The 22,176-nt window shown below is 65.3% G+C and carries 24 protein-coding genes; 10 read left to right on the top strand and 14 right to left on the bottom strand.

The annotated features are described in order from the left end of the window. Positions 1 to 72: 72 nt before the first annotated feature. Both HNR05_RS12530 and aspS read right to left on the bottom strand, forming a co-directional pair. On the bottom strand, positions 73 to 1,005 hold the full coding sequence (locus HNR05_RS12530; RefSeq protein WP_179579421.1) for a hypothetical protein: 933 nt from the start codon (positions 1,003 to 1,005) through the stop codon (positions 73 to 75). Between the two features lie 187 nt (positions 1,006 to 1,192). Next, positions 1,193 to 2,521, bottom strand: coding sequence for an aspartate--tRNA(Asn) ligase (aspS, locus tag HNR05_RS12525; RefSeq protein ID WP_179579419.1), 1,329 nt, complete (start codon positions 2,519 to 2,521; stop codon positions 1,193 to 1,195). A gap of 63 nt (positions 2,522 to 2,584) precedes the next feature. Between aspS and HNR05_RS12520 the strand changes: the two genes are divergently transcribed. The 5 genes from HNR05_RS12520 to ccsB are packed head-to-tail and all read left to right on the top strand — an operon-like array spanning position 2,585 to position 7,264. After that, positions 2,585 to 3,229 (top strand): histidine phosphatase family protein, encoded by a 645-nt coding sequence (locus tag HNR05_RS12520; RefSeq protein ID WP_179579417.1) that lies wholly within the window; start codon positions 2,585 to 2,587, stop codon positions 3,227 to 3,229. Next, the gene (locus HNR05_RS12515; protein ID WP_179579415.1) at positions 3,226 to 3,834 is read left to right on the top strand and encodes a TlpA family protein disulfide reductase; all 609 of its coding nucleotides are present in this window, start codon (positions 3,226 to 3,228) and stop codon (positions 3,832 to 3,834) included. The genes HNR05_RS12520 and HNR05_RS12515 overlap by 4 nt, the downstream gene beginning before the upstream one ends. A 2-nt stretch (positions 3,835 to 3,836) precedes the next feature. After that, the gene (locus tag HNR05_RS12510) at positions 3,837 to 4,598 is read left to right on the top strand and encodes a cytochrome c biogenesis protein CcdA (RefSeq protein WP_179579413.1); all 762 of its coding nucleotides are present in this window, start codon (positions 3,837 to 3,839) and stop codon (positions 4,596 to 4,598) included. Further along, positions 4,582 to 6,258, top strand: coding sequence for a cytochrome c biogenesis protein ResB (gene resB / locus HNR05_RS12505; RefSeq protein WP_179579411.1), 1,677 nt, complete (start codon positions 4,582 to 4,584; stop codon positions 6,256 to 6,258). The genes HNR05_RS12510 and resB overlap by 17 nt, the downstream gene beginning before the upstream one ends. Before the next feature lie 52 nt (positions 6,259 to 6,310). Beyond that, entirely contained in the window at positions 6,311 to 7,264 is a 954-nt protein-coding gene (gene ccsB / locus HNR05_RS12500; RefSeq protein ID WP_179580945.1) for a c-type cytochrome biogenesis protein CcsB, read from the top strand. Between the two features lie 333 nt (positions 7,265 to 7,597). On the opposite strand, the gene HNR05_RS12495 is transcribed toward ccsB, so the two are convergent. From HNR05_RS12495 to HNR05_RS12480, 4 genes are all read right to left on the bottom strand, one after another. Then, positions 7,598 to 8,578, bottom strand: a complete 981-nt coding sequence (locus tag HNR05_RS12495; protein WP_179579409.1) for an o-succinylbenzoate synthase — start codon at positions 8,576 to 8,578, stop codon at positions 7,598 to 7,600. 102 nt (positions 8,579 to 8,680) lie between these two features. After that, positions 8,681 to 8,944 carry a hypothetical protein gene (locus HNR05_RS12490; RefSeq protein WP_179579408.1) on the bottom strand — a complete coding sequence of 88 codons (264 nt, stop codon included), beginning with the start codon at positions 8,942 to 8,944 and terminating at the stop codon, positions 8,681 to 8,683. Positions 8,945 to 8,952: 8 nt separating this feature from the next. Beyond that, positions 8,953 to 9,369, bottom strand: coding sequence for a DUF7882 family protein (locus tag HNR05_RS12485; RefSeq protein ID WP_343062585.1), 417 nt, complete (start codon positions 9,367 to 9,369; stop codon positions 8,953 to 8,955). A 17-nt stretch (positions 9,370 to 9,386) separates the two neighbouring features. Continuing rightward, a complete protein-coding gene (locus HNR05_RS12480; RefSeq protein WP_343062584.1) occupies positions 9,387 to 10,355 on the bottom strand; it encodes a sigma-70 family RNA polymerase sigma factor in 969 nt (322 codons plus the stop codon). A 251-nt stretch (positions 10,356 to 10,606) separates the two neighbouring features. Between HNR05_RS12480 and HNR05_RS12475 the strand changes: the two genes are divergently transcribed. The 3 genes from HNR05_RS12475 to HNR05_RS12465 all read left to right on the top strand — a co-directional run bounded on the left by HNR05_RS12475 (position 10,607) and on the right by HNR05_RS12465 (position 13,942). Continuing rightward, positions 10,607 to 11,518 (top strand): 1,4-dihydroxy-2-naphthoyl-CoA synthase, encoded by a 912-nt coding sequence (locus HNR05_RS12475; RefSeq protein ID WP_179579406.1) that lies wholly within the window; start codon positions 10,607 to 10,609, stop codon positions 11,516 to 11,518. A 135-nt stretch (positions 11,519 to 11,653) separates the two neighbouring features. After that, complete coding sequence (locus HNR05_RS12470; protein ID WP_179579404.1) at positions 11,654 to 12,928, top strand: AMP-binding protein; 1,275 nt, start codon at positions 11,654 to 11,656, stop codon at positions 12,926 to 12,928. Positions 12,929 to 12,982: 54 nt separating this feature from the next. Further along, positions 12,983 to 13,942 carry a 1,4-dihydroxy-2-naphthoate polyprenyltransferase gene (locus HNR05_RS12465; RefSeq protein ID WP_179580939.1) on the top strand — a complete coding sequence of 320 codons (960 nt, stop codon included), beginning with the start codon at positions 12,983 to 12,985 and terminating at the stop codon, positions 13,940 to 13,942. Here HNR05_RS12465 and HNR05_RS12460 read toward each other — a convergent pair. Then, a complete protein-coding gene (locus HNR05_RS12460) occupies positions 13,916 to 14,254 on the bottom strand; it encodes a DUF4229 domain-containing protein (protein ID WP_179579402.1) in 339 nt (112 codons plus the stop codon). The genes HNR05_RS12465 and HNR05_RS12460 overlap by 27 nt on opposite strands. 71 nt (positions 14,255 to 14,325) lie before the next feature. Between HNR05_RS12460 and HNR05_RS12455 the strand changes: the two genes are divergently transcribed. Together HNR05_RS12455 and menD are read left to right on the top strand one after the other, a co-directional pair. Continuing rightward, the gene (locus HNR05_RS12455) at positions 14,326 to 14,802 is read left to right on the top strand and encodes a PLDc N-terminal domain-containing protein (RefSeq protein WP_179579400.1); all 477 of its coding nucleotides are present in this window, start codon (positions 14,326 to 14,328) and stop codon (positions 14,800 to 14,802) included. An 8-nt stretch (positions 14,803 to 14,810) separates the two neighbouring features. After that, the gene (menD, locus tag HNR05_RS12450) at positions 14,811 to 16,571 is read left to right on the top strand and encodes a 2-succinyl-5-enolpyruvyl-6-hydroxy-3-cyclohexene-1-carboxylic-acid synthase (RefSeq protein ID WP_179579398.1); all 1,761 of its coding nucleotides are present in this window, start codon (positions 14,811 to 14,813) and stop codon (positions 16,569 to 16,571) included. On the opposite strand, the gene HNR05_RS12445 is transcribed toward menD, so the two are convergent. From HNR05_RS12445 to idi, 7 genes are read right to left on the bottom strand one after another with little or no spacing between them, the layout of a single operon-like run. After that, on the bottom strand, positions 16,568 to 17,482 hold the full coding sequence (locus tag HNR05_RS12445) for a prenyltransferase (protein ID WP_179579396.1): 915 nt from the start codon (positions 17,480 to 17,482) through the stop codon (positions 16,568 to 16,570). The two genes, menD and HNR05_RS12445, sit on opposite strands and share 4 nt — an antisense overlap. Continuing rightward, the gene (locus HNR05_RS12440) at positions 17,475 to 17,780 is read right to left on the bottom strand and encodes a lycopene cyclase domain-containing protein (protein ID WP_179579394.1); all 306 of its coding nucleotides are present in this window, start codon (positions 17,778 to 17,780) and stop codon (positions 17,475 to 17,477) included. Before HNR05_RS12440 ends, HNR05_RS12445 begins: the two co-directional genes overlap by 8 nt. Beyond that, positions 17,777 to 18,097, bottom strand: coding sequence for a lycopene cyclase domain-containing protein (locus HNR05_RS12435; RefSeq protein WP_179579392.1), 321 nt, complete (start codon positions 18,095 to 18,097; stop codon positions 17,777 to 17,779). Before HNR05_RS12435 ends, HNR05_RS12440 begins: the two co-directional genes overlap by 4 nt. Continuing rightward, on the bottom strand, positions 18,097 to 19,674 hold the full coding sequence (crtI, locus tag HNR05_RS12430; RefSeq protein ID WP_179579390.1) for a phytoene desaturase family protein: 1,578 nt from the start codon (positions 19,672 to 19,674) through the stop codon (positions 18,097 to 18,099). The genes HNR05_RS12435 and crtI overlap by 1 nt, the downstream gene beginning before the upstream one ends. Then, positions 19,671 to 20,561 carry a phytoene/squalene synthase family protein gene (locus HNR05_RS12425; protein ID WP_179579388.1) on the bottom strand — a complete coding sequence of 297 codons (891 nt, stop codon included), beginning with the start codon at positions 20,559 to 20,561 and terminating at the stop codon, positions 19,671 to 19,673. The genes crtI and HNR05_RS12425 overlap by 4 nt, the downstream gene beginning before the upstream one ends. Continuing rightward, positions 20,558 to 21,601, bottom strand: coding sequence for a polyprenyl synthetase family protein (locus HNR05_RS12420; protein WP_179579386.1), 1,044 nt, complete (start codon positions 21,599 to 21,601; stop codon positions 20,558 to 20,560). Before HNR05_RS12420 ends, HNR05_RS12425 begins: the two co-directional genes overlap by 4 nt. Then, positions 21,594 to 22,133: an isopentenyl-diphosphate Delta-isomerase gene (gene idi / locus HNR05_RS12415; RefSeq protein ID WP_179579384.1), complete on the bottom strand. Its 540-nt coding sequence runs from the start codon at positions 22,131 to 22,133 to the stop codon at positions 21,594 to 21,596. Before idi ends, HNR05_RS12420 begins: the two co-directional genes overlap by 8 nt. Positions 22,134 to 22,176: the final 43 nt, after the last annotated feature.

Below are 22,176 nucleotides of genomic sequence, written 5' to 3'. Positions count from 1 at the left end.
CCCAACAACTGCTCACTCGCGGGAACGGGAACGGGAACGGGAACGGGAACGGGAAAGAGTGGGGTCGTTGATTCAGGGCAGCGACGGGCGCTGGGCCAACACGCGGCGCACCCTGCGCAGAAAATCGGCCGTGTCGGTGAAGACATCGTCAGCGACCACCCGCATGTACTTCCAATTTGCAGCCTCGAAGCGCTCTCGACGACGGATGTCGCGGCGAAACTGTTCCTCGCTGACGCGGTGGCCGTCACCCTCGTAATCGAACGCCATGCGCCGCTCGAGATAGGCCAGATCCGGCTTCCCCAGCCGCTCACCGGCATCGTAAATCGGCACGTTCACGACGGGTTCGGGGAGGCCGGCATCGACAAGAAGCAGCCGCAACCAGGTTTCGGGTCGCGAGTCCACGCCCATCCGCACGCGGGGAAGGGCCTCTCGGAGCTTCTTTGCTCCACGTTTGCCGGCGTAGCGACGCACTCCCTCGTGCAGTTGTTCGAGAGTCGCGAGCGGCGGATTTCGTCCATTGTCCACGACTTCGCCCGACACCAGATAGTCGGCAGCAGCGACCAGATCATAGAGTCCGAGTTGAGGCGCGAGCTGGCACCAGGTCGAAACCGGGTCTGTGAGGGTGAAGGCGTCGACGAGCCGAAACGAAGACTCGACGGCGGCGTGGCGATGCCCGACAACGCCGATAACGCGCGGTGATTGAGCGGCCTCACTCACCGTGACATGCACTGTGGTTTCGTAGAGGAAGCGCGGCGGAAGCGGCATTCGGTAGAGGCGGGCGGCCGTCGAATGGCTAAATGCCTGACCACGCATCATTCGCGCCCGGTAGGCGAAGCAGCGACCGGTCAGTGTCGCAAGATCGAGACCAACCGTGCGCACTCCGCGTGAGGGTTTCTGGAAGTCTGCGCCGCGCATCCGCTCAGGCGTGAGGATGCCGGTCGGCACATCGGCGGTGCAAAACGCCGTGCCCACCAGCGCCTCGGGAATCCTACTTCGTCGTCGCACGCCGATAGTGTGGCGCGGTCCGGCGTCGTGGCGTCGACCTTATCCACAACCCGGTACTCGCGGGAAAAACTAGGTGCGGGGGGAAGGCGCGCGGGAAAAGGCGCGGGCGCGGGCCGGACGGCGGTTCGCGGGAAAAGGCGCGAGCGGGGGAAGGCGAGCGAGCGCGGGGAAGCTCGCGGGCCGAAGTCTACGGAAGCAGGCGCGTCGGGCCGCGGAACAGGTAGGTGACCTCGCGGATCGACGTCTGGTGCAGCATGAGCATCAGCACGCGGGCCAGGCCCATGCCGAAACCACCGTGCGACGGGGCGCCGTAACGGAAGAAGTCGAGGTAGAACTCGAGCTCCTCCTGCTCCATCCCCTTGTCTTTCATCTGCTCGATCAGCACGTCGACACGGTGCTCGCGCTGCGCGCCGGTCGAGATCTCGGTGCCGTTGAAGATGAGGTCGTAGCTGTTCGTGAGGCTTGAATCACCCTCGTGGCGCATGTGGTAAAACGGGCGGATGCTGGAGGCGTAGTCGGTGAGGAAGACGAACTCGTGTCCGTAGGTCTCTTTGACGTAGGCCGCGATCTGGCGTTCGCCCTCGGGATCCATGTCGTCGTCGTCGCGCGGCACCTCGTAGCCGCGCTCCTTGACGATCTGCTTGGCCTCGGCCAGCGGGATGCGGGGGAACGGCGTGGTGGGAACGGCGATCTCGACGTCGAACAGGGCCTTGATCTCATCGCCATGCTTGGCTTTGACCGCGGTGAAACCGGCGACCATGAGGTCTTCGTGCAGTTTCATGACGTCTTCGTGGCTGTCGATCCAGCTGATCTCGGAGTCGATGCTGGTGAACTCGGTGGCGTGGCGGCTCGTGAACGAGGGGTCAGCGCGGAATGCCGGGCCCACCTCGAAGATCTTGCCGAAACCGGCCGACTGGGCCATCTGCTTGAAGAACTGAGGGCTCTGCGCGAGGTACGCCTTGGTGTCGAAGTACTCGACCTCGAACAATTCGGCACGCGACTCGCTGGCCGAGGCCATGAGCTTCGGGGTGTGCAGTTCGATGAAGTCGTTGTCGATCCAGTACGTGCGCAGGGCGTGCTCAAACGTGGTCTGGATGCGGAAGATCAAGTTCTGCTTCGGGTTGCGCAGGTCGAGGAAGCGCCAGTCCATGCGCTTGTCGAGGCTGGAATCCGGCGCGATGGGCGTCTCGGGGATCGCGTGCGAGAGCACCTCGATGCTCGCGAGCTTGACCTCGATACCGCCGAGCTTCACGCGCTCGTCATGCTTGAGTTCACCGGTGATGGTGATGAAGCTGCCCTGCGAGAGGCCGGAGATCGTGGTGGCCGGTTCATCGGCGACGACGACGCCATCGGCATCCGTCGTGCGAGGGTTCACCAGCTGCACAGCGCCGGATTCGTCGCGAAGCACGACGAACTGCACCTTCTTCTGGTCACGCACGGTGTCGACCCATCCGGACACGGTTACGGGCCCGTCTTCCAGGGCGGCCAGGTTCTTAATCAATACGCGCTCAGTCACAGAGTCAGTTTAGCTGCACCGCTCTCGGCAAACTCGCGGCTCTACGCTACGTAGACTGGGGGCGTGGTAGCTAGCAAGGTGCATCTCGTGCGTCACGGAGAGGTATTTAATCCCGAACGCGTGCTTTATGGACGGTTGCCGAACTTCCGTCTCTCCGACCTCGGCGTGCAGATGGCCCAGGCCGCGGCCGCCGAGGTACTCGCCAGCGGGCGCCCCGTGAGCCGGCTGATCGCCTCCCCGTTGCAGCGCGCCCAAGAATCGGCTCAGCCGTTCGCCGATGCATTTCAAATGTCGATCGACACCGACGAGCGCATCATCGAGCCCACGAATCATTTTGAAGGTACGCGGATGCGCGGCCCGGGTGGCGCGCTTCGCCAGCCGCGCAACTGGCCCTACCTCATCAATCCGTTCCGTCCCAGCTGGGGTGAGCCGTTCAAGGATGTGGTCGACCGCATGCTGGCCGCCATCGACGATGCCTGGGTATCAGTCGAAGACGGCGACGTCGTGTTGGTAAGCCACCAACTGCCGATTTGGATGGTGCACCGCGCGCTTGCCGGCGAAAGCCTGGCCCACGATCCGCGCCAGCGTCGCTGCGACCTGTCGAGCATCACCACGTTCGAGCGGCACGATGGCCGTTTCGTCGAGACGTCGTATTCGAACCCGGCCGCACCGCTGCAGACCGGCGCAACGGATGTGGGAGCGGTATGACAACCCGTCGTCGACTCGGCCCAGCCGTCTTCGCCTCGGGGCTGGTCGCGCTCGCTCTGATTCTGACCGGCTGCGCGTCGGACCCGCTGGCCGAGCAATATCGAGAAGGCAGTAACAAGGGATACATCGCCGGAGACGGCAGCGTCACCGAAATTGCAGAAGCAAACCGTTCCAACCCGGTCAGCTTCGAGGGTGTCACCGAACACGGCAAGACCGTGACGAGCGCCGACTACGCGGGCCAGGTCATCGTCGTGAATTTCTGGTACGCCGGATGCGCCCCCTGCCGGGCCGAGGCGCCCGATCTGCAGAAATTGAACGACGAGTTCGAGGGAGCCGGTGCGAGCTTCCTGGGCGTCAACGTGCGCGACCAGGCGGCCAACGCGATCGCTTTCAATGAGACCTACTCGGTGACCTACCCCTCGGTGATGGATGTCGACGGTGGCAGCATGCAGCTCGCCTTCAGCGGCAGCATCCCGCCCAATGCCGTGCCGACCACCCTTGTGGTCGACGGCCAGGGACGCGTCGCCGCACGTATTCTGGGCCAGGTCTCCTCGCCGTCGATCCTTGAGACCCTCATTCGCGACACGATCGCAGAGGGCAAGTAGGCGTGGGTAATCCGTTCGGTGAAATCGTCTTCAGCGGACAGTTGTACCTGGCGATCCCCGTCGCGATTCTGGCCGGACTCGTTTCGTTCGCGTCACCCTGCATCCTGCCGCTAGTCCCCGGCTATCTGGCCTACATCGGTGGATTCACCGATGGTAGCTCCCGTGCCAAGCCCGGTGATCGCACCGGGCAGCGCCGCCTGCTGCTCGGAGTCGCCCTGTTCATTGCGGGGTTTGCACTGGTCTTCGTGCTCACCGGCGTGGTCTTCGGCTTCGCAGGATTCTGGCTCAATCAGTACCGCGAGTTGATCACTCGCATCGCCGGGGCCGTCGTGATTCTGATGGGCCTCGTCTTTGTAGGCCAGTTCGGCTTCGCCCAGCGCACCATGAAATCGACCTGGCGGCCGAAGATGGGCCTGGCCGGTGCACCGGTTCTCGGCGCGGTTTTCGCCATCGGTTGGACGCCATGCACAGGCCCGACGCTCACCGCCATCAACTCGCTCAGCCTGACCAGTGGTTCGCCCTGGCAGGGCGGACTGCTCGCCCTGTTCTACGCGCTCGGCCTCGGCATTCCATTCCTCTTGATTGCGCTCGGCCTCGGTTGGATGACCGGAGCGGTCGCATTCCTGAAGCGGCATATTCGCGCGGTTAACCTCGTCGGCGGTATTTTTCTCATTGTCATTGGTGTGCTCATGGTGAGCGGCGTGTGGAATGCCTGGCTCCTCGACCTGCAAGGGGTGATTGGCGGCTATGTCCCGGCCATCTGACCATTTCGATTCGAAGCCGGCTGACGTCGGCGACAACATCACTCAGCCCAAACTCGGCTTCGTGGGCTGGCTGCGCTGGTTCTGGCGCCAGCTGACAAGCATGCGCACGGCACTGTTCCTGCTGCTCCTGCTCGCAATTGCGGCCGTGCCCGGCTCGCTCGTGCCGCAGCGGAGTTCCGACCCGAACGGCGTGACGCAGTACTTTCGCGACAACCCCGACCTGGCACCGGCACTCGACAAGATTCAGGCATTCGACGTCTATTCGTCCGCCTGGTTCTCGGCTATCTACCTGCTGCTGTTCATCTCGCTGATCGGCTGTGTCATCCCGCGCACGAAGCACCATCTGCTGGCGCTGCGGGCCAAGCCGCCGAAGACTCCGGTGCGGCTGAATCGTTTGGCCGGCTTCACCACGCGTCGGGCACCGGTGGGAACGGATGCCTCGGCCGCCATCGACTCCGCCAGCGCGCTCCTGAAATCCAGCGGTTACCGCGTCGCCCGATTCGAGAGTGTCGGCGAGAAGTCGGTGTCGGCCGAACGCGGCTACCTGCGGGAGACCGGCAACCTGGTCTTCCACTCGGCTCTCGTCGGCATCCTGATTACCGTCGGCTTCGGCAGCGGGTTCGGCTTCAGCGGGCAGCGCGTGCTCGTCGAGGGTCAAACCTTCGTGAACACCGTGAGTTCCTTCGACTCGTTCAACCCGGGGCGGTTCTTCGACGACACCAGCCTCGAGCCGTTCAAGCTCACGCTTGACGACTTCCAGGTGAAGTACGAACAGAAGGTCGACACGAAGTCGTTCGGTATGCCGCTCGACTTCACCGCGAATGTCTCGGTCACCGACCGTGGGCAGGAGCCTCGACCGGGCGAAGTCAAGGTCAATCACCCCTTGCGCACGGGCGGCACCGACATCTACCTGCTCGGCAACGGCTACGCGCCAACGATCACCGTGAAGGATCCCGCTGGCGCCGTCGTCTTCACCGACTCGATCCCGTTCCTTCCGCAGGATGCCAACCTCACATCGGTGGGTGTGGTCAAGGTTCCCGACGGGCTGGCCGAGCAGCTTGGCATGATCGGTTTCTTCTACCCGACGCAGGATACGACGGCCTCCGGCGCGTACTACTCGTCCTTCCCCGACCTTCAATACCCGATGCTCACCCTCAACGTGTACAAGGGCGACCTCGGTATCAACGACGGCGTGCCGACATCCGTCTACGCCCTCGACACCGACAAGCTCACGCAGCTCACCGGCGGTAAGACGGGCGTCGACTCGATCGAGCTGAAGCCGGGCGAGTCGCAGGAGCTGCCGAACGGTTTGGGTTCGGTCACGTTCGACAATCAGAGCCCGGATGCCGCCGTGGGCGACTTCTCCGGCACCGTGCTGCGGTTTGCGTCATTCGACATTCACCGTGACCCGACCCAGGGTTGGGTGCTGCTCTTCGCCGTGCTCGTGTTGCTCGGCCTGTTGACCTCGCTCTTCGTGCCGCGTCGTCGGGTGTGGGTCAAGGCGATCACGAACGATGACGGATCGGTGCGCCTCGAGTACGCCGGACTGGCCCGCGGCGAGGATCCGACGTTGGAGAGCGCGGTTTCGAGCATCGCCGATAAGCACGCAGCTCAGCTTCCCGTCACAGAAGACCTCGCCCCCAACCCCAATCAGACTTAGGCTTACAACCGTGAATCTCAACGATCTCTCAATTCTCAGTCTCTACTCGGCCATGGCCGTGTACGCGTTGGCCTTCATCGCCTTCGCGGTCGACCTGGCACGGCGCTCGTCCGCGGTGGGTGCAGCCGAAGTAGCCGCAGCCTCGACGGCGGATGCCAGGGCATCCGCTCAAGGGTCGGCGGGCGGCACAGCGACGCTCACCAAGCTCAGCGCCCGCATGTCGAACGACGCGGCGACGCCGTACGGCCGGTCGAAGAGCCTGCGCATCGGCGTCTCGCTCACCGTTTTGGCCTGGGTATTGCACCTGGTGGCCGACGTGTTGCGTGGAATCGCCGCCGGACGGGTGCCGTGGGCGAACATGTACGAGTTCGCGATGACGGGCACGCTCGTGATCATGACGGTGTTCCTCATCGTGATCACCCGGGTCGACCTTCGGTTCCTCGGAACGTTCGTCACCGGACTCGTGTTGGTGCTTCTCGGGGTCGCCGCACTGAACTTCTACGTTGAGGTCGCGCCGCTGCCACCGGCATTGCAGTCGTTCTGGCTGGTCATCCACGTGTTCGTCGCCACACTCGGCACGGGCTTCTTCGCGCTCGGCTTCGCGCTGTCGGCGGTGCAGTTGCTGCAGTTCCGCCGTGAGGGTCTCTTAGCTGAGGGCAAGGCGATGCGGCTCAAGTTCCTCGCCACGCTGCCGTCGGCAGTTACGCTCGAGAACCTGGCCTACCGCATCAACATCATCGGCTTCATTCTGTGGACCTTCACCCTGATGGCCGGTTCGGTCTGGGCGGAAGCCGCCTGGGGCCGGTACTGGGGCTGGGACACCAAGGAAGTCTGGACCTTCATCATCTGGGTCATCTATGCCGGGTACATTCACGCTCGAGCGACCCGCGGATGGCGTGGTTCACGCTCCGCCTGGCTGGCCATTATCGGCTTCTCGGCCGTGATGTTCAACTTCGGCATCGTGAACGTGTTCTTTAAGGGCTTGCACGCGTACTCGGGTCTTTAGACGGCGGCTTGCGGGGTCTCGACAGGCTCGACCAGCGGGCATCCGTGGGTCACCCGTTGGTCGAGCGTCCCACTCGTTGATCGAGCGTCCCACTCGTTGATCGAGCGTCCCACTCGTTGATCGAGCGTCCCACCCGTTGATCGAGCGTGTCGAGATCTCGTGCTGAGTCTCGAGTACGGCTTGCGGGGTCTCGACAGGCTCGACCAGCGGGCATCCGTGGGTCACCCGTTGGTCGAGCGTCCCACTCGTTGATCGAGCGTGTCGAGATCTCGTGCTGAGTCTCGAGTACGGCTTGCGGGGTCTCGACAGGCTCGACCAGCGGGCATCCGTGGGTCAGTCGGCGACGACCTCATAGACGCGCGCCAGGCGCTCCAGCCACCAGTCGCGGCGCTGTGGTGAGGCCGCATACCGGTCGAGCAACGCGGCATCCGGCTCCACGCGGCGCACCGGGATCGATCCACCGGCTGGTCGAAGCGGCTCGGATGTGACATCCGCTGCGAGCAGAGACGCCGTGCCGAGCCCGCAATCAAACTCCAGCTCCGGCAGCGCGGCCGCGAGATAGGCGCCCATCGCAATGCCAACCGACGTGTCGAGGGCGCTCGAGACAACGACGGGCAGCCCGGTCTGCGCGCTGACCGACAGCGCCGCACGGATGCCGCCCTGCGGTTGCGCTTTCAGCACCAGGATGTCGGCGGCGCCGGCCCGGGCGACGGCCAGCGGGTCGTCGCTGCGGCGCACACTCTCGTCGGCGGCAATCGGCACTCCGAGGTAGTGGGTGCGGCGCCGAATCTCGGCGAGTTCGTCGATGCTCATGCAGGGCTGCTCGACATACTCGAGATCGAACTCGGCCAGGGCGTGGATGGCATGTTCGGCCTCGTCGAGGTTCCAGAGCCCATTGGCATCGACGCGCACCCGGCCGGCTGGCCCGAGGGCTGCGCGTACGGCCCGCACGCGTGCCACGTCATCCGCCAGCGTGTCGCCGGGACCGGCCACCTTGACCTTGGCGGTGCGGCAGCCGGGGAAGCGGGCCAGCACGCTGGCGACGGCGTCGGGCGTGACAGCCGGCACAGTGGCGTTGACCGGGATGCGCTCACGCACGGTCGGCGGCGTCGGGGACCAGCCGAATTCGAGTGCAGCCCACAGCCAGGTGGCGGCCTCAGCGTCGTCGTATTCCACGAACGGCGAGAACTCGCTCCAGCCTTCCGGGCCACGCAGAAGCAGTGCTTCACGCGAATCAATTCCACGGAAGCGGGTTACCAGTGGCAACGACACCACGCGTGCGGTGCCCAACAGTTCATCGAGGTGCGGCAGCATGCGTCCAGTCTGGCACCCAGCCGCCCGATCGGTCGGAGGTCGAGCAAACGGCGGCCGAGCAAACGGCGGCCGAGCAAACGGCGGCCGATCAGGCGACGTCGGTCAGTCGGAGTCGATGAAGACGGCATCGTCGTCGGCCGCGTCGTCGTCGACGTCGGAACTTACGCGCGTGCTGACGACGGCAATCGGAATGCCGGTGCTGATCAAGAGAAAGGCGCCCTCGAACCGTCCACCACCACGATTGACCGGCAACCAGTAGGGGGTGTGCGCCGACATGGCGGCGGTGATCTCCTGCTGAATCGATTCCGCAGTTCGGCCGCCGAGGGAGTATTCGCTGCCGCCGTAGACGATGTCGACCCTGTTCATGTCATTCCTCATCCCTTGGGATCATTGGTGAGGTTGGGTGGCTCCGGAACGATCTGCAGGCCGGCCGATGAATTAGCGGTCGTCATCAGAGCGTCGATCCAGCCCCGGTTCAGTGAGGGCGCGCGACCGCCGAAATATTTGAACGTCAGCGCGATGCCGGGGTGAATCCAAATCGCGCTTCGCCCGTCGCCGGACTTGGGATCGTCACGCCAGCTGAAATAGAACGCTTCCCCGCGCCGGAGCTTGGCTCCGATGACGACCTGAATATGGGCTAACACGCGGTCGTCAAAGTCTGCCGTCAGCATCGAGTTATAGGTCAGTTTTCCCACAGCGCCACTCCAGACAGTCGGGTAGCTGAGACCATACGCCGTTGAGCGGATGCCTGGGAAGAGCTGCGCGGGGTACAGAGGGGTGACCGTGTTCATAATGTGACATAGTTTCATTAGTCGCGAAGGTAGCGCTCCAGGCGTGGAACGTGAAGCATGGCCAAGGCGCGCTTTTCGATCTGACGTACTCGTTCGCGGGTGACGCCCTCGACGAGTGCGATTTGGTCGAGCGTGTGGGGTTCGTCGCCGTCAAGTCCGAACCTGGCGCGCAGGATCGATCGCTCGCGGGGCGGAAGCGCCTCAAGGTAGAACAAGATGTCGGCTGCCCGCAGGGTGATTGTGGCGTATTCATCGGGTTGGGGCAGGTCATCATCAATGATCAACTCGGCGATGTCGCCGACGCCGTCGCCAACCGGCGAATGCAGTGAGATCGGCTCGTTGTCGTAGAGCAGCAGGCGGGCAACGTCGCTGGCCGACATCTGAGCCACGTCGGCAATCTCGCGTTCGGTGGGTTCCCGGTCGAGTGAGCCGGTGAGGTCGCGACGGATGCGTTTGATCTTGTTAAGCTTTTCGGCCGTGTGCACCGGGATGCGGATCATGCGCGACTTGTCTGCCATGCCGCGGTGGATGGCCTGGCGGATCCACCACGTGGCATACGTCGAGAACTTGTAGCCGGTCATGAAGTCGTATTTCTCGACGGCGCGCACCAGGCCGATGTTTCCGTCTTGCACCAGATCCATGATCGGTACGCCGCGGCCCGAATAGTGTTTCGCGATGCTCACCACGAGCCGCAGATTGGACTCGATGAAGTCATTCTTTGCTCGGTGCCCGTCATGGGCGAGTGTGGCGAGCTCCCTCGCTTCTTCGGGGGTCGCCTCACCTTTACTCAGCCGTTCATCGGCGAAGAGGCCCACTTCGATGCGCCGGGCCAGGTCGACCTCTTCCTCGGCGTTCAACAGATGCCCCTTGCCAATCAGACGCAGATAGTCGCCAAAAGCGTCGGTTGACGCTCGGGAGTAATGCGAACTGGCGGGGTAGGCGGCGCGCGTCGCCGCGGGCGACGCCGGCACCGTGGTCGTTGTCACTGACGAGGCCAAGGTGCGGCGTGGGGAGTGCGCGTTGGGAATATCAACGGTTGTCCCCGAATGCTGATCCGACTTCACGATATCGCGCAAGGCTGCCTCCCGAAATTGACCGGATACTAAGTACAGTCCCGCCTCGTTAGTGCGGCAAGGGGCTTGACGCGGCCCCCAAAAGGGTGCGTTATATCGTCGATTGAGCGCGCGAGCGGTTCATAGCCGCGAACGACGCGGGGGGAGACGCGTAGGCTGGCGGAATGACCGAACAGGTTTCTGAGCTCTTTGACCCGACCAGCTGGCAGAACGTTGCAGGCTTCGACGCCCTCACCGATGTCACGTACCATCACGACCTCTCGGGGCGGGTGGCACGCATCGCCTTCAACCGGCCGGAGGTGCGCAACGCTTTTCGCCCGCGCACGGTCGACGAACTGCATGCGGCGCTCGAACATGCTCGAACTAACCCGCGCATCGGGGTGGTTCTGCTGACCGGAAACGGGCCGAGTCCGAAAGATGGCGGCTGGGCGTTCTGCTCGGGCGGTGACCAGCGCATCCGGGGCCGTGACGGGTACAAATATGAGGGCGACGATGCTCACGGGGCTCCGGCACCGACGGCCTTGGGCCGCCTGCATATTCTGGAGGTTCAACGCCTGATTCGGTTCATGCCCAAGGTCGTGATCGCCGTGATTCCCGGCTGGGCAGCCGGAGGCGGCCATTCGCTCCACGTGGTCTGCGACCTCAGCATCGCCAGCGCCGAACACGCAAAATTCAAGCAGACGGATGCCGACGTTGGCTCATTCGACGCAGGCTACGGCAGCGCATACTTCGCGCGTCAGATCGGGCAGAAGTTCGCCCGTGAGGTGTTTTTCCTCGCTCGTGAGTACTCGGCGCAGCGCGCCTATGAGATGGGTGCAGTGAATGCGGTTGTGCCACATGCCCAGCTGGAAGAGAAGGCCCTCGAGTGGGCCTACGACATCCTGACCAAGTCGCCCACGGCCATCCGTATGCTCAAGTTTGCGTTCAACGCGGTCGACGACGGGCTGGTCGGCCAGCAAGTGTTCGCCGGTGAGGCGACCCGGTTGGCCTACGGCACCGACGAGGCCGTCGAAGGTCGCGACTCCTTCCTTGAAAAACGGGATCCCGACTGGGGCCCGTATCCCTGGCAGTACTGACCCGTTGGCGAACCCGCCGATGGCTTATTCCGGACCTCGACCCCTCGCGAACGAGCAGTTGTTGTTGCTTCCGCCGGCCCGAGGCAACAACAACTGCTCGTTCGCGGGACTGGTGGGCGGCTCGGGGCGAGCGTCATGAGCCGTGCTCTCGTGACAGTGTCGGCCACGCAACCGGTCGACGTTCTCGCGGCTCTCCGGGCGGCGCTCTCCGGCGATGGTCCTGCGGTGCTCCCGGTACCGGGCACGTCGGGTACGCCGGGCACGTCGGGTACGCCGGGCACGTCGGGTACGCCGGGCACGTCGGGCTCGTTGGGAACGCCAGATGCGTCGGGCACGCCGGATGCGCCGGGCGAGAGCGGCCGCGTTCCGCAGTCGGTGGCGGTCGTGATCGAGACGTCGGGGTCGACGGCCGAACCCAAGCGCGTCATGCTCAGCACCGACGCCCTGCTGTCGGGGGCTGCGGCCACGAGTGCGGCGCTCGGCGGCGACGGGCAGTGGCTGTTGGCGGTTCCGGCTCACTATGTGGCTGGAGTGCAGGTTCTCGTGCGCTCGATCGCCGCCCATACCACGCCGATCATTCTGCCCAGCGGGCACTTCGACCCCGAGGTGTTCGCCGACTACGCCGAATTGCTCACCGAGCCCCGGCTCTACACCTCTCTGGTTCCCGTGCAATTCGCTCGCCTTCTCGAGGCGGCCGACGTCAGCCCACGGGTGCTGGCCGTCGTTCGCCGCTTCAGCGCGATCCTCGTCGGCGGCCAGGCCATCCGGCCCGAGCTCGTCGCGCGCGCGGCCGAGCTCGATCTGAATCTGGTGCGCACCTACGGTTCGTCCGAAACCGCCGGCGGCTGCGTCTACAACGGAGTGCCGATCGGTGACACGCGCGTGCGCATCGTCGGCGGCGAACTCGAACTGTCGGGCTCGGTGCTCGCACAGGGCTATTGGAACGACGTCAAGCGCACCCGGGAGCGGTTCGTCGATGAGCACGGCGTGCGCTGGTATCGCACAGGGGACCTCGGCGAGGTGGATGCCGCAGGTGCGGTGCGCGTGCTCGGCCGCGCCGACAACGTGATCATCTCCGGCGGCGAGAAAGTCTCGCTCGATGCCGTCGAACGGGTGCTGCGCGCACTGCCCGGATGCGGTGACGCCGTCGTGCTCGCCGCATCCGATTCCGAATGGGGGCAGGTGCCGGTGGTCGTCGCGGCGGGAGGGAACGGCGAGCAGGCCGACATCCGTCGCACCCAGATTCGGTTGGAGCAGATTCGGCAGGCTGTGGGCACGGCGCTCGGCAAGGCTGCGCGGCCGGCTCGGCTGGTGATCGTACCGGTGATCCCGCTGCTGGCATCGGGCAAACCCGACAGGCAGTCGCTCATCGAGCTGGTGCGCGGAGAGTCCCACGCATCCGGCCGCTAACATAAGTGCGTGGCACACGGATCACGGCCGAAACGGCCGAACACTCAGCAGAACATGTCGAACAAGCGCACCGGCACGTCGGGCAACCCGGCACGTCGGCACACGGGAGTGAGTAAGAACCCGGCGCACGTGAAGCCGGCGACGCTGGGCGACTGGGTCAGCGGGGCGCGCCTGCGCACGCTGCCCCTGGCCATCGCGCCCGTCGCGATCGGTACCGGAGCCGCCGTTGTGGCCAGCGGGCCCGGAATCTTCCACCCGGTGCGGGCCGTGCTCGCCCTGCTGGTGGCACTGTTTCTGCAGATCGCCGTGAACTACGCGAACGACTACTCGGACGGCATCCGGGGCACCGACGCATTCCGCGTGGGCCCGGCTCGGCTCACCGGCTCGGGGGCGGCAAAACCGGCAACCGTGCTGAAGGTTGCCCTGGTCTTCTTCGGCCTCGCCGCCGTCGCCGGCCTCACCCTCGTGATTCTGAGCCAGCACTGGTGGCTGCTCGCGGTCGGCGCCGTTGCCATCCTTGCCGCCTGGTTCTACACCGGCGGCAAGAAGCCCTACGGCTATTCCGGGCTCGGCGAACTGTTCGTCTTCGTCTTCTTCGGACTGGTGGCCACCCTCGGAACCACCTATGTGCAGGTGGGCACGATCAACACCGAGAGCTGGCTCGGCGCCGTCGGAATCGGCCTCATCTCGTGTGCCGTGCTGATGGTGAACAACATCCGCGACATCGCAACCGACGCGGCCGCGGGCAAACGCACCCTCGCCGTGCGACTGGGCAACCGAGCCGCGCGCGTGGCCTACTGCGTGTTCCTGCTGGTGCCGTTCGTGATCGTCGGGTTCTTCACACTCTTCTACCCGTTGGCATTCTTCACGTTCTTTATGCTGCTGTTGGCACTGCCCGCCGTGTTGATCACGGTGACCGCGAAGACCTCACGCGAGCTGATTCTGGCGCTGAAGCTCACGAGCTTCGCCGGTCTCGGCTACGGGCTGCTACTCGGGCTTGCGTTCGCCCTCTGACGCCTGTGAGATGGTCGCGGTCGTTGAAACGGATGCCGCGTCCTCAGCCGCAGCGAGGTCGATTGCGGCGTCCTCGCTTGCAGCGTCGTCACTGATCGGCTCTTTCTCGGGGTGTCGGGCAGCGTAGAGGTCGCTCGACATGGCATTGCGGGACCTGCGCAGGAAGATGTACGACAGGCACAGCCCGATCAGCGCGGCGAGAAGGGCGGACAGCCACCACTCGACCCGCAGCGCGAGCAGGATGGCGAGCGGTACGGCAAACAGCACGATGCGCAGCACGGAGTAGTAAACCCAAACGGGGACAGCCTTCATGCCTCCAGTTTAGGTTGCCCGGCTGAACAAGCGGTCACCGTACTCCCACCCGACCGGCCTAGACTCGGGGTATGGCACGCGTCTGGTTCCTTCTCGGTTTGATGGTCGTCGTATTGACCGTCTATACGCTCGTGGATGCCGCGATGCTGCAGCGCGAGAGAATTCGCGGCCTGCCGCGGTGGGCATGGATTCTCGTGATCCTCATCATCCCGGTGATCGGCCCGTTCTTGTGGCTTAGCGTCGGGCGCGGTCGCCGTTCGGCCTCGGCCGGGCGGGGAACGCGTTCACTCGCCCCCGACGACGATCCCGACTTTCTCAAGGGCCTCGACGTGAAGGCCACGCAGGAGCAACGCATCCGCCAGCTGGAGCAAGAGCTCGCTGACCTCGACAAGCCCGACCCGCACGGTAACGGCGGAAAGCCCACGCGACCCGGAACCGCCGGCACAAGCGGAGCCGCCGGATCGGCCACCGCCGACGGATCGGCCGGTGTGCCACCCAAGAACAACGACACGGGCGACGGCGAGACGCCCGGCCGCCGCGACGCCTGAGCGTTGCGGTGAGCGAACCGACACCAGGCACGAGCCCGGCCACGACGTTCAGCGTCGCGCTGCTCGGCGAGTTCGTGCGCGCGGGGGTACGCGATCTCGTCCTCAGCCCGGGCTCTCGTTCGCAAGCGTTGGCGCTGGCTGCGGCTGAGTTGGAGCGCATCGGCCTGCTTCGTCTGCACGTGCGCATCGACGAACGCGGGGCCGGGTTTCTCGCGCTCGGCCTGGCGGTCGAGTCAGGCCGTGCGGTTCTGCTCGTCACGACATCGGGAACCGCCGTGGCCAATCTGCACCCCGCTGTGTTGGAGGCGCACCACTCGGGCGTGCCACTGATTGTGCTGGCGGCCGACCGACCCGAAGAGATGCGTGGCATTGGCTCCAACCAGACCACCGACCAGCCCGGACTGTTCGGCAGTTCGACACGTCTGATGCGTGACGTGCCGGCACCGGTCGCGGCTGAGCTGACGGATGCCGGCGCGCACGCTGAGTCGGTCGCGGCGCTGGTGCAGAGTGCGTGTGACGCGGCAACCGGGCGGGTCAGCCTGAACCCGGGGCCGGTGCACCTGAATCTGGCCTTCCGAGAGCCGCTGTCATCGGCCCTCGTGCTTGAGGAGGCGGCCGTCGCCCCCTCGGCCGTCGCCCCCGCCCCCGTCGGCCCCGCCACCGTTGCGATCGATTCGGCTGCGGCGTCCGCATCCTCGCCACCACTCCTCCTTGGTCCCGGCCTGCGCACCGTCGTTGTCGCCGGCCACGGGGCAGGGGCCGCTGCCGAGGAATTCGCCCGTTCGGTCGGCTGGCCGCTCCTAGCGGAGGTGTCGAGTGGCGCGCGATTCGGCCCGAATCTGGTCGTGGCCTATCGTGAGCTGCTGCAGAGCGATGACTTCGGAGCGCTCGTCGAGCGCGTCGTCGTCTTCGGCCACCCCACGCTCAGCCGTGAGGTTCCGGCGCTGATCCAGCGCGAGGGCGTCGAGACGATCGTCGTGTCGCCGGCCGGCACGGAGTGGTACAACCCGGGCCATCGCGTGACTCAGTTCGCGCGTGCGATCGCGGCGGACGAGGCATCCGTCGCCGTCGTGGGCACCCCGGCGGCGCGCGAATGGCTCGGACGCTGGGTGATGACCAGCCGGAGTTTCGTGCGGGAACAGGCCGCGCAGAACGACACCCCCCTGAGTGAGCGCGGAATCACGCGCGCCGAACTTGCTGCCCTGCGGGCGCCGGTGACCCGCGAGATGCTGGTGGATGCCGTGTGGCGCGCGTCCTGGCCGCATGACCGTCTGGTCTTCGGAGCCTCACGCCTGATCAGGGAGGCCGACCGCCGGGTGACGGGCAAGAAGATTCAGGTGCACGCCAACCGGGGGCTTGCGGGCATCGACGGCACGATCGCAACGGCGCTCGGTATTGCGCTCGCCAGCCAGGGCGGGACCGAGGAGCCTCGCTCGACCGGAACGACTCGGTTGCTGCTGGGCGATCTGGCGTTTCTGCACGACGTCGGGTCGCTGCTCATCCCACCCGGTGAGCATCAGCCGCGAATTCAGATTGTGGTCGGCAATGATGGCGGCGGCAGCATCTTCGACGGCCTCGAAGTGGCCGACACCGCGCCGGCATCGAGCCTGGACCGGGTGCTGTTCACCCCGCAGCAGGTGGATTTGTCCGCGCTCGCCGCTGCTTACGGCTGGGCCTATTCCCGCGCGGCCACCCGCAGCGACCTCGAGCGTGAGCTCACGACGCCGCCGGCGAACCCCAGCATCCTCGAGGTACCGCTCGCGCGCTAAATCGCGAGTGCGAACGCGCGCGCGATGAGCACCATCGTCACGACGAAGCCGCAGGCGTAGTTCAGCCAGAGGAATCGCCGCCAGCCGGCGTTGGCCTCCGCGGAGCGCTCGTCGCTGACCCGGCGCCAGGGGAAGGCCGTCAGAATGTACGGCACCGCCAGCACGGCGAAAATCGGCCCCGGCCACGGAGTGACAAGCATCAGGGCGCCGGCGGCGGCCCAGAGCGACAGTGACAGACGCACGGTCGGTGAGGCGCCGAGTACCGTGGCGATCGAGCCGATTCCGGCCTCACGATCGGGTCCGACATCCTGCACGGCGCCAAACGCATGGCTTGCCGTGCCCCAGAAGAAAAAGGCGACAAGCACGGCGATCAGGGCCGGGGTGAACGTCGCGCCGGTGAGCACGAGACCGAACACGGCCGGGCTGACGAAGTGGATGCTCGAGGTAATTGAATCGAGAAAGGGCACCTCTTTGAAGCGCAGGCCGGGCGCGGAATAGGCGACAACGGCAAACAGGCTGAGTGCCAACACGAGCCATGCCCACGGCGATGAGTCACGGCCCAGCACGATCAGTGCGACGAGGAACGGTGCGGATGTGACCACCCCCGCGATCACGACGGTGCGATGCACGCGGGGGTCGAGCAGGGCGCCCTCCACTCCGCCCTTTCGAGGATTGCGCAGATCTGATTCGTAATCAAAGACATCGTTGATGCCGTACATCAGCAGGTTGTAGGGGATCAGAAAGAACAGGGTGCCGACGATGAGCAGGGCATCGACGCGGCCCGTCGTCAAGAGGCACGCCGCGGCGAACGGATATGCCGTGTTGATCCAGCTGAGCGGCCGTGACGAGAGCAACACCTGGCGGGTCGTCGCCCAGGGTCCGGAAGCCGGGCCGGCCTTGATCTCACTCATCACGGCCTCCAAACAATCCCCAGAGTGCGGGCAGCAGCAGTGCGGCTCCGAGCGGATAAGCGAAGTCTTCGATCGGAGCCAGGCCAATCAGGATGCCGAGATGATGGGCCGGGTCATAGCTGAACAACCCGACGGCGATCATGACCGTGTCGAAGACGGCAGTCAGCACGAAGACGACGATGAGAGCGATCCCGGAGGCGATCACAACGCGCCGGTCCAGGCGACGCAGGCCCACCGCGATCAGCCAGGCGGCGAGAGCGACGGTGAGGAACACCAGGTTCACGAGCAGATAGGTCATTGGCGTGGCCTGCTCCCGATGAGACGCACGAGCCCGATCAGGTTCATGGTGAGGTAGCAGAGGAAGGTGAGAAAGAAGAGTTCTTCGACCGGGAGCTCGGGTGCGAGCAGCAACCCGGTCAGCAGCTGCGTCTCACCGCGGTAGAAGATGCCCAGCCGAATTCCGAACAGATCCCAGACGAGAAAGAAGACAACGCCGAGACCGAGCACGAGGGTGGCCCGCACCGGCTGCCGCCAGAAGAAGAGCCGAAACCGCCAATCGAGAAGCACCATCGCGCCGAGCGACACGACGAGGATGAGCAGGTAGAGGAATCCCATCAGCGCTCCGGCAACGGGGTGGTACTCACGTCTCCGCGAATGCGCTTGAGGAGGATCTCGGCGCTGATCAGGCACATGGGTAGTCCGATGCCGGGGATGGTGCTTCCGCCCGCATAGTAGAGGCCGGTGATCCGCTTGGACATGTTCGAGCCGCGAAAGAATGCGCTCTGACGCAGCGTGTGAGCCGGTCCCAGCGCGCCACCCTTCCACGAGTTGAGGTCGTCGGCGAAGTTGGCCGGACCGACGGTGCGACGAACCAGAATGCGCTCGGTGAGATCCGGAATTCCGGACCAGTCGGCGAGTTGTGCAATGGCGCGGTCGGCGATTGCCTCGACAGCAGGCGAACCGCCGCCGTCAATTCCGCCATGACCCAAACCGGGGTCGGCCGGCACCGGCACAAGCAGAAACAGGTTCGAACAGCCTTCGGGAGCGACTGTCGAGTCGGTCGCGCTGGGCATGCAGACATAGAACGAGGCAGGGTCGGGCACCGAGGGGTGTGCGCCGAAGATGCGGCCGAAATTGTCATCCCAGTCGGTGGTGAAGAACAGGGTGTGGTGGGCCAGGGGAGGGAGTTCGCCCTGCACACCGAGCATCACGAGCACGGCGCCGGGGCCGGAGATGCGGCCCTTCCACCAGCGTTCTGGATAGGTGCGCAGGGGTTCGTCGACAAGTTCGGTCTCGGTGTGGTGCAGGTCAGCACCGGAGACAACGATGTCGGCGGGCAGCTCAACCGTCGCGCCCTGTGCGTTCTGGTAACGCACTCCCGAGATCGCGGGTTTCTTGCGTGACGTCGGCCGAGTGAGGATCTTGGTCACCCGGGCATCAGAAATGACAGTGACGCCTTCGGCAGCGGCCAGCGCCGCAATGCGCTCGATCACCGTGCCGAAACCACCCTGCGGGTAGAGAACGCCGTCGGCGAGGTCAAGGTGGCTCATCAGGTGGTACAGCGCCGGTGTTTGCGCCGGAGATGAACCGAGAAAGACCGCGGGGTAGCCGAGCACTTGGCGCAACCGCGGGTCTCGCACATACCCTGCCGCGAACCGGTCTAGCGGTTGCAGAAGCAGTCGACCCAGCCGGGCGGCCCGGCCGAGGATTTCCCGCACCAGAAAAGGGCGCACGGCAGTGAAGCTCGAATAGAGGAAGCGGTCGACCGAGGTGCGGTAGGTGTCTTCGGCGGAGTCGAGATAGCGGCCGAGGGCGGCTCCGGCTCCGGGCTCGACGGCTTCGAATACGGCTTCGTTGCGCTTTCTATCGCTCGCGATGTCGAGTGGTTCGCCGCCGGCTTCAAAGTAGACCCGGTAGCCCGGATCGAGCCGAGTCAGAGTGAGCTCCGTGGCGGCACTGCGCCCGAAGAGCCGAAAGAAGTGCTCGAAGACCTCGGGCATCAGATACCACGACGGTCCGGTGTCGAAACGGAAACCGTCGGCCTCCCACACGCCAACTCGTCCGCCCAGCGTGCTTCTGGCTTCGAGGAGGGTGACCTCGTGTCCTTCGCGTGCGAGAAGTGCGGCGCTGGCCAGACCTGCAATCCCCCCGCCGATCACAACGGTGCGGGGGTGGAGTGGTGCAGCGCTCATCGGCTTCGTACCCCGCGGTCAAGCAGCACTCCGACGGCGAGCATCAGCTTCTCCCGATCTGGCACGCGTACCCGCGTCGAGACAAGAAGGTCGGCCGGTGTGGCGCGGAGTTTGTGAGAGAGCCGAGCGAAGAGGTCGCGAGCGGCACGCACCGCCGCGCGGCAGCCGCGGGGCAGCAGGGGCAACGCGAGGGAGGCGGCGGCCAGGTCATCGTCGATGTCGTCGAGCAGTCGGATTTTGTCAGCCTCGCTGATCGTCTTCGGGTCGATGCCGGGAAAGTAACTACGGCCGAGGGAGTCGTAATCGTTGGCGAGGTCGCGCAGAAAGTTGATCTTCTGGAAGGCAGCGCCAAGGCGACGTGCTCCGTTCTCGAGGTCGTGGGCTTCGGCCGGATCAGGGGTCAGTCCGGTCAAGAAGGAACGGAGGCACATCAGCCCGATGACTTCCGCCGAACCGTAGATGTAGGTCTCCAATTCGCCGGGACTGAGTGGAGTGGGATCAAGGTCGCGGCGCATTGACGCGAAGAACGCGGTGATCAGAGCCACCTCGATTCCGGTTGACCGCGCGGTCAGGGCGAAGGCGTGAACGATAAGATTGGTGCTGTAACCGCGTTGCATCGCTCGCACGGTCTCGACTTCGAGCTCGTCGAGCAGTTCGCGTTGGCCCGCGAGGCTGACGCCGGCGCCGGCAGCTGCGCCATCGACGAGTTCGTCAGCGACGCGCACAAGCGCGTAGATCGAGCGCACATCGGTACGCATGCGGGGTTCGAGCAGACGCGCCGCCAGGCCGAACGAGGTCGAATAGTGCTGGATGATCGTGGCGGCGCTGGCCAGTGCCGTTGCGTCGTAGTCGGCGGCCGAGCTGCTCACCGGTTCCAGCGCGCTCATCGGCGGCGCTCCGTTGCGAGGGCGACCAAGTCGGTGAGGATGGTGCGCACCGCTTCGGGCAACGCGGGGGTGTCGAGAGCGCCAACGGCTCGGGACACGTGGTCGCGGATGAGGTCTTCTGTCGCGTGCAGTGCCCCGCAATCGCGCAAATGTTCGCGCACGAGGTCGGCTTGGGCGTCAGTCAGAGCGGGTGAGCCGAGAAGTGGGTCAATCTCCGGCCACGCCGCGGTCGTGCGCGCGAAAGCGATCAACGTGGTCTGCTTGCCCTCGCGCAGGTCGGAGGCTGTGCTCTTTCCGGTGACTGCTGCATCACCGAATACGCCGAGAAGATCATCCGTGAGCTGGAAGGCGATACCGATCAGCCGCCCAAACTGACCGAGCGCGTCGAGTGCCTCCGGCGAGGCTCCGGCGACGATCGCCCCGGCCTGCAGGGGCGCTTCGAACGAGTAGACGGCGGTCTTCAGCTCGAGAGTGGAAAGAACCTGCTCGATCGTGGCTGCTTGACCCACCGTGTTCGTCACATCTGCCAGCTCGCCCGCCGCCGAAACGAAGACCGAACGATCGATGAGGTCGAGGAGTTGCGTGCGAGCGCCGACGTCGACGGGCAACGTGGCGATCGCTCGGTGCGCTTCGCTGAGCGCCAGATCGCCGGCCAGGATTGCAGCCGTCGTCGCCCACACGCTCGATTGGTCCTCGCTGGCTCCCAACTCGCGGGCTCGGCGCTGGAATGTTCCGGCGATGTTCGGCAGGCCGCGCCGAGTGAGATCGCGATCGATCACGTCGTCATGGATTGTGAATGCGGTGTGCAGCAGTTCGAAACTGACGGCGACCGGCATCGCCAGCGCGAGATCTTGCCCTCCGAAGCCGGCGTAGGCGGCAAGGACAAGTGCCGGGCGCACGCGTTTTCCGCCGGAGCTCGCCTGTGCCAGTGCGTCCCAGAGTGCGACGTAGTGCTCGCCGTAGTCGCTGGCGCGCAGGCGGGAAGCCGCGAAGTAGCGCTGGAGTTCGGTCTCGACGCCGGTTGAGATGAGCTCAGGCACGGAATTCCTCCAACTCGGGGAGCTGCAGCGCCATCCAGGGGCTGAACGCCCACGGTGTGGCGCCGACTGCGGTGCGCAGATCGGACGGGTCGACCCAGGTGAAATCCGCCACCTCGCTGGGGTTGGCTGCCGGTTCGAGCGTCGTCGTCGCCCGATAGACCGGGCAGAACTCGTTCTCGACGATTCCTGAACTATCGACGGCCCGGTAGCGGAACTCGGGGAGAGCGACGTCGAGGGTGTCGAGGCTGAGACCGAGTTCGAAGTCGGCCCGACGGTGCACGGCTGTGGCGAGCGGTTCGTCGGGGAGCGGGTGGCCGCAGAACGAATTGGTCCAAACGCCTGGCCAGGTGAGCTTGGTGAGCGCTCGTCGCGTGATCAGAACCTGCCCCTGACGGTTGAAAACGTAGCACGAGAAGGCGAGGTGCAGGGGCGTGTCTGCGCCATGAACGGTTCGCTTGGGGGCCGTGCCGATTGAGCGGCCGTGCTCGTCGAGGAGCACGACGCTTTCCTCCTCGATAGTGCTCAACTGCATCTCCGACCTCCCTGGTTCGCTTCCCGCGAGAAAATAGCTAACC

It is taken from the genome of Leifsonia psychrotolerans (assembly GCF_013410665.1).
Taxonomy (GTDB): Bacteria; Actinomycetota; Actinomycetes; order Actinomycetales; family Microbacteriaceae; genus Cryobacterium; species Cryobacterium psychrotolerans_A.
The sequence above is the reverse complement of the archived record's forward strand: the minus strand, read 5'-3'. Positions and strand labels throughout refer to the sequence as shown.

Coding starts and splice junctions, on each gene's coding strand:
- HNR05_RS12515 (WP_179579415.1), top strand. CDS start 3,226: ATGACAACCCGTCGTCGACTCGGCCCAGCCGTCTTCGCCTCGGGGCTG.
- resB (WP_179579411.1), top strand. CDS start 4,582: ATGTCCCGGCCATCTGACCATTTCGATTCGAAGCCGGCTGACGTCGGC.
- ccsB (WP_179580945.1), top strand. CDS start 6,311: ATGGCCGTGTACGCGTTGGCCTTCATCGCCTTCGCGGTCGACCTGGCA.
- HNR05_RS12495 (WP_179579409.1), bottom strand. CDS start 8,578: ATGCTGCCGCACCTCGATGAACTGTTGGGCACCGCACGCGTGGTGTCG.
- HNR05_RS12490 (WP_179579408.1), bottom strand. CDS start 8,944: ATGAACAGGGTCGACATCGTCTACGGCGGCAGCGAATACTCCCTCGGC.
- HNR05_RS12485 (WP_343062585.1), bottom strand. CDS start 9,369: ATGAACACGGTCACCCCTCTGTACCCCGCGCAGCTCTTCCCAGGCATC.
- HNR05_RS12475 (WP_179579406.1), top strand. CDS start 10,607: ATGACCGAACAGGTTTCTGAGCTCTTTGACCCGACCAGCTGGCAGAAC.
- HNR05_RS12470 (WP_179579404.1), top strand. CDS start 11,654: ATGAGCCGTGCTCTCGTGACAGTGTCGGCCACGCAACCGGTCGACGTT.
- HNR05_RS12465 (WP_179580939.1), top strand. CDS start 12,983: ATGTCGAACAAGCGCACCGGCACGTCGGGCAACCCGGCACGTCGGCAC.
- HNR05_RS12460 (WP_179579402.1), bottom strand. CDS start 14,254: ATGAAGGCTGTCCCCGTTTGGGTTTACTACTCCGTGCTGCGCATCGTG.
- HNR05_RS12455 (WP_179579400.1), top strand. CDS start 14,326: ATGGCACGCGTCTGGTTCCTTCTCGGTTTGATGGTCGTCGTATTGACC.
- HNR05_RS12445 (WP_179579396.1), bottom strand. CDS start 17,482: ATGAGTGAGATCAAGGCCGGCCCGGCTTCCGGACCCTGGGCGACGACC.
- HNR05_RS12440 (WP_179579394.1), bottom strand. CDS start 17,780: ATGACCTATCTGCTCGTGAACCTGGTGTTCCTCACCGTCGCTCTCGCC.
- HNR05_RS12435 (WP_179579392.1), bottom strand. CDS start 18,097: ATGGGATTCCTCTACCTGCTCATCCTCGTCGTGTCGCTCGGCGCGATG.
- crtI (WP_179579390.1), bottom strand. CDS start 19,674: ATGAGCGCTGCACCACTCCACCCCCGCACCGTTGTGATCGGCGGGGGG.
- HNR05_RS12425 (WP_179579388.1), bottom strand. CDS start 20,561: ATGAGCGCGCTGGAACCGGTGAGCAGCTCGGCCGCCGACTACGACGCA.
- idi (WP_179579384.1), bottom strand. CDS start 22,133: ATGCAGTTGAGCACTATCGAGGAGGAAAGCGTCGTGCTCCTCGACGAG.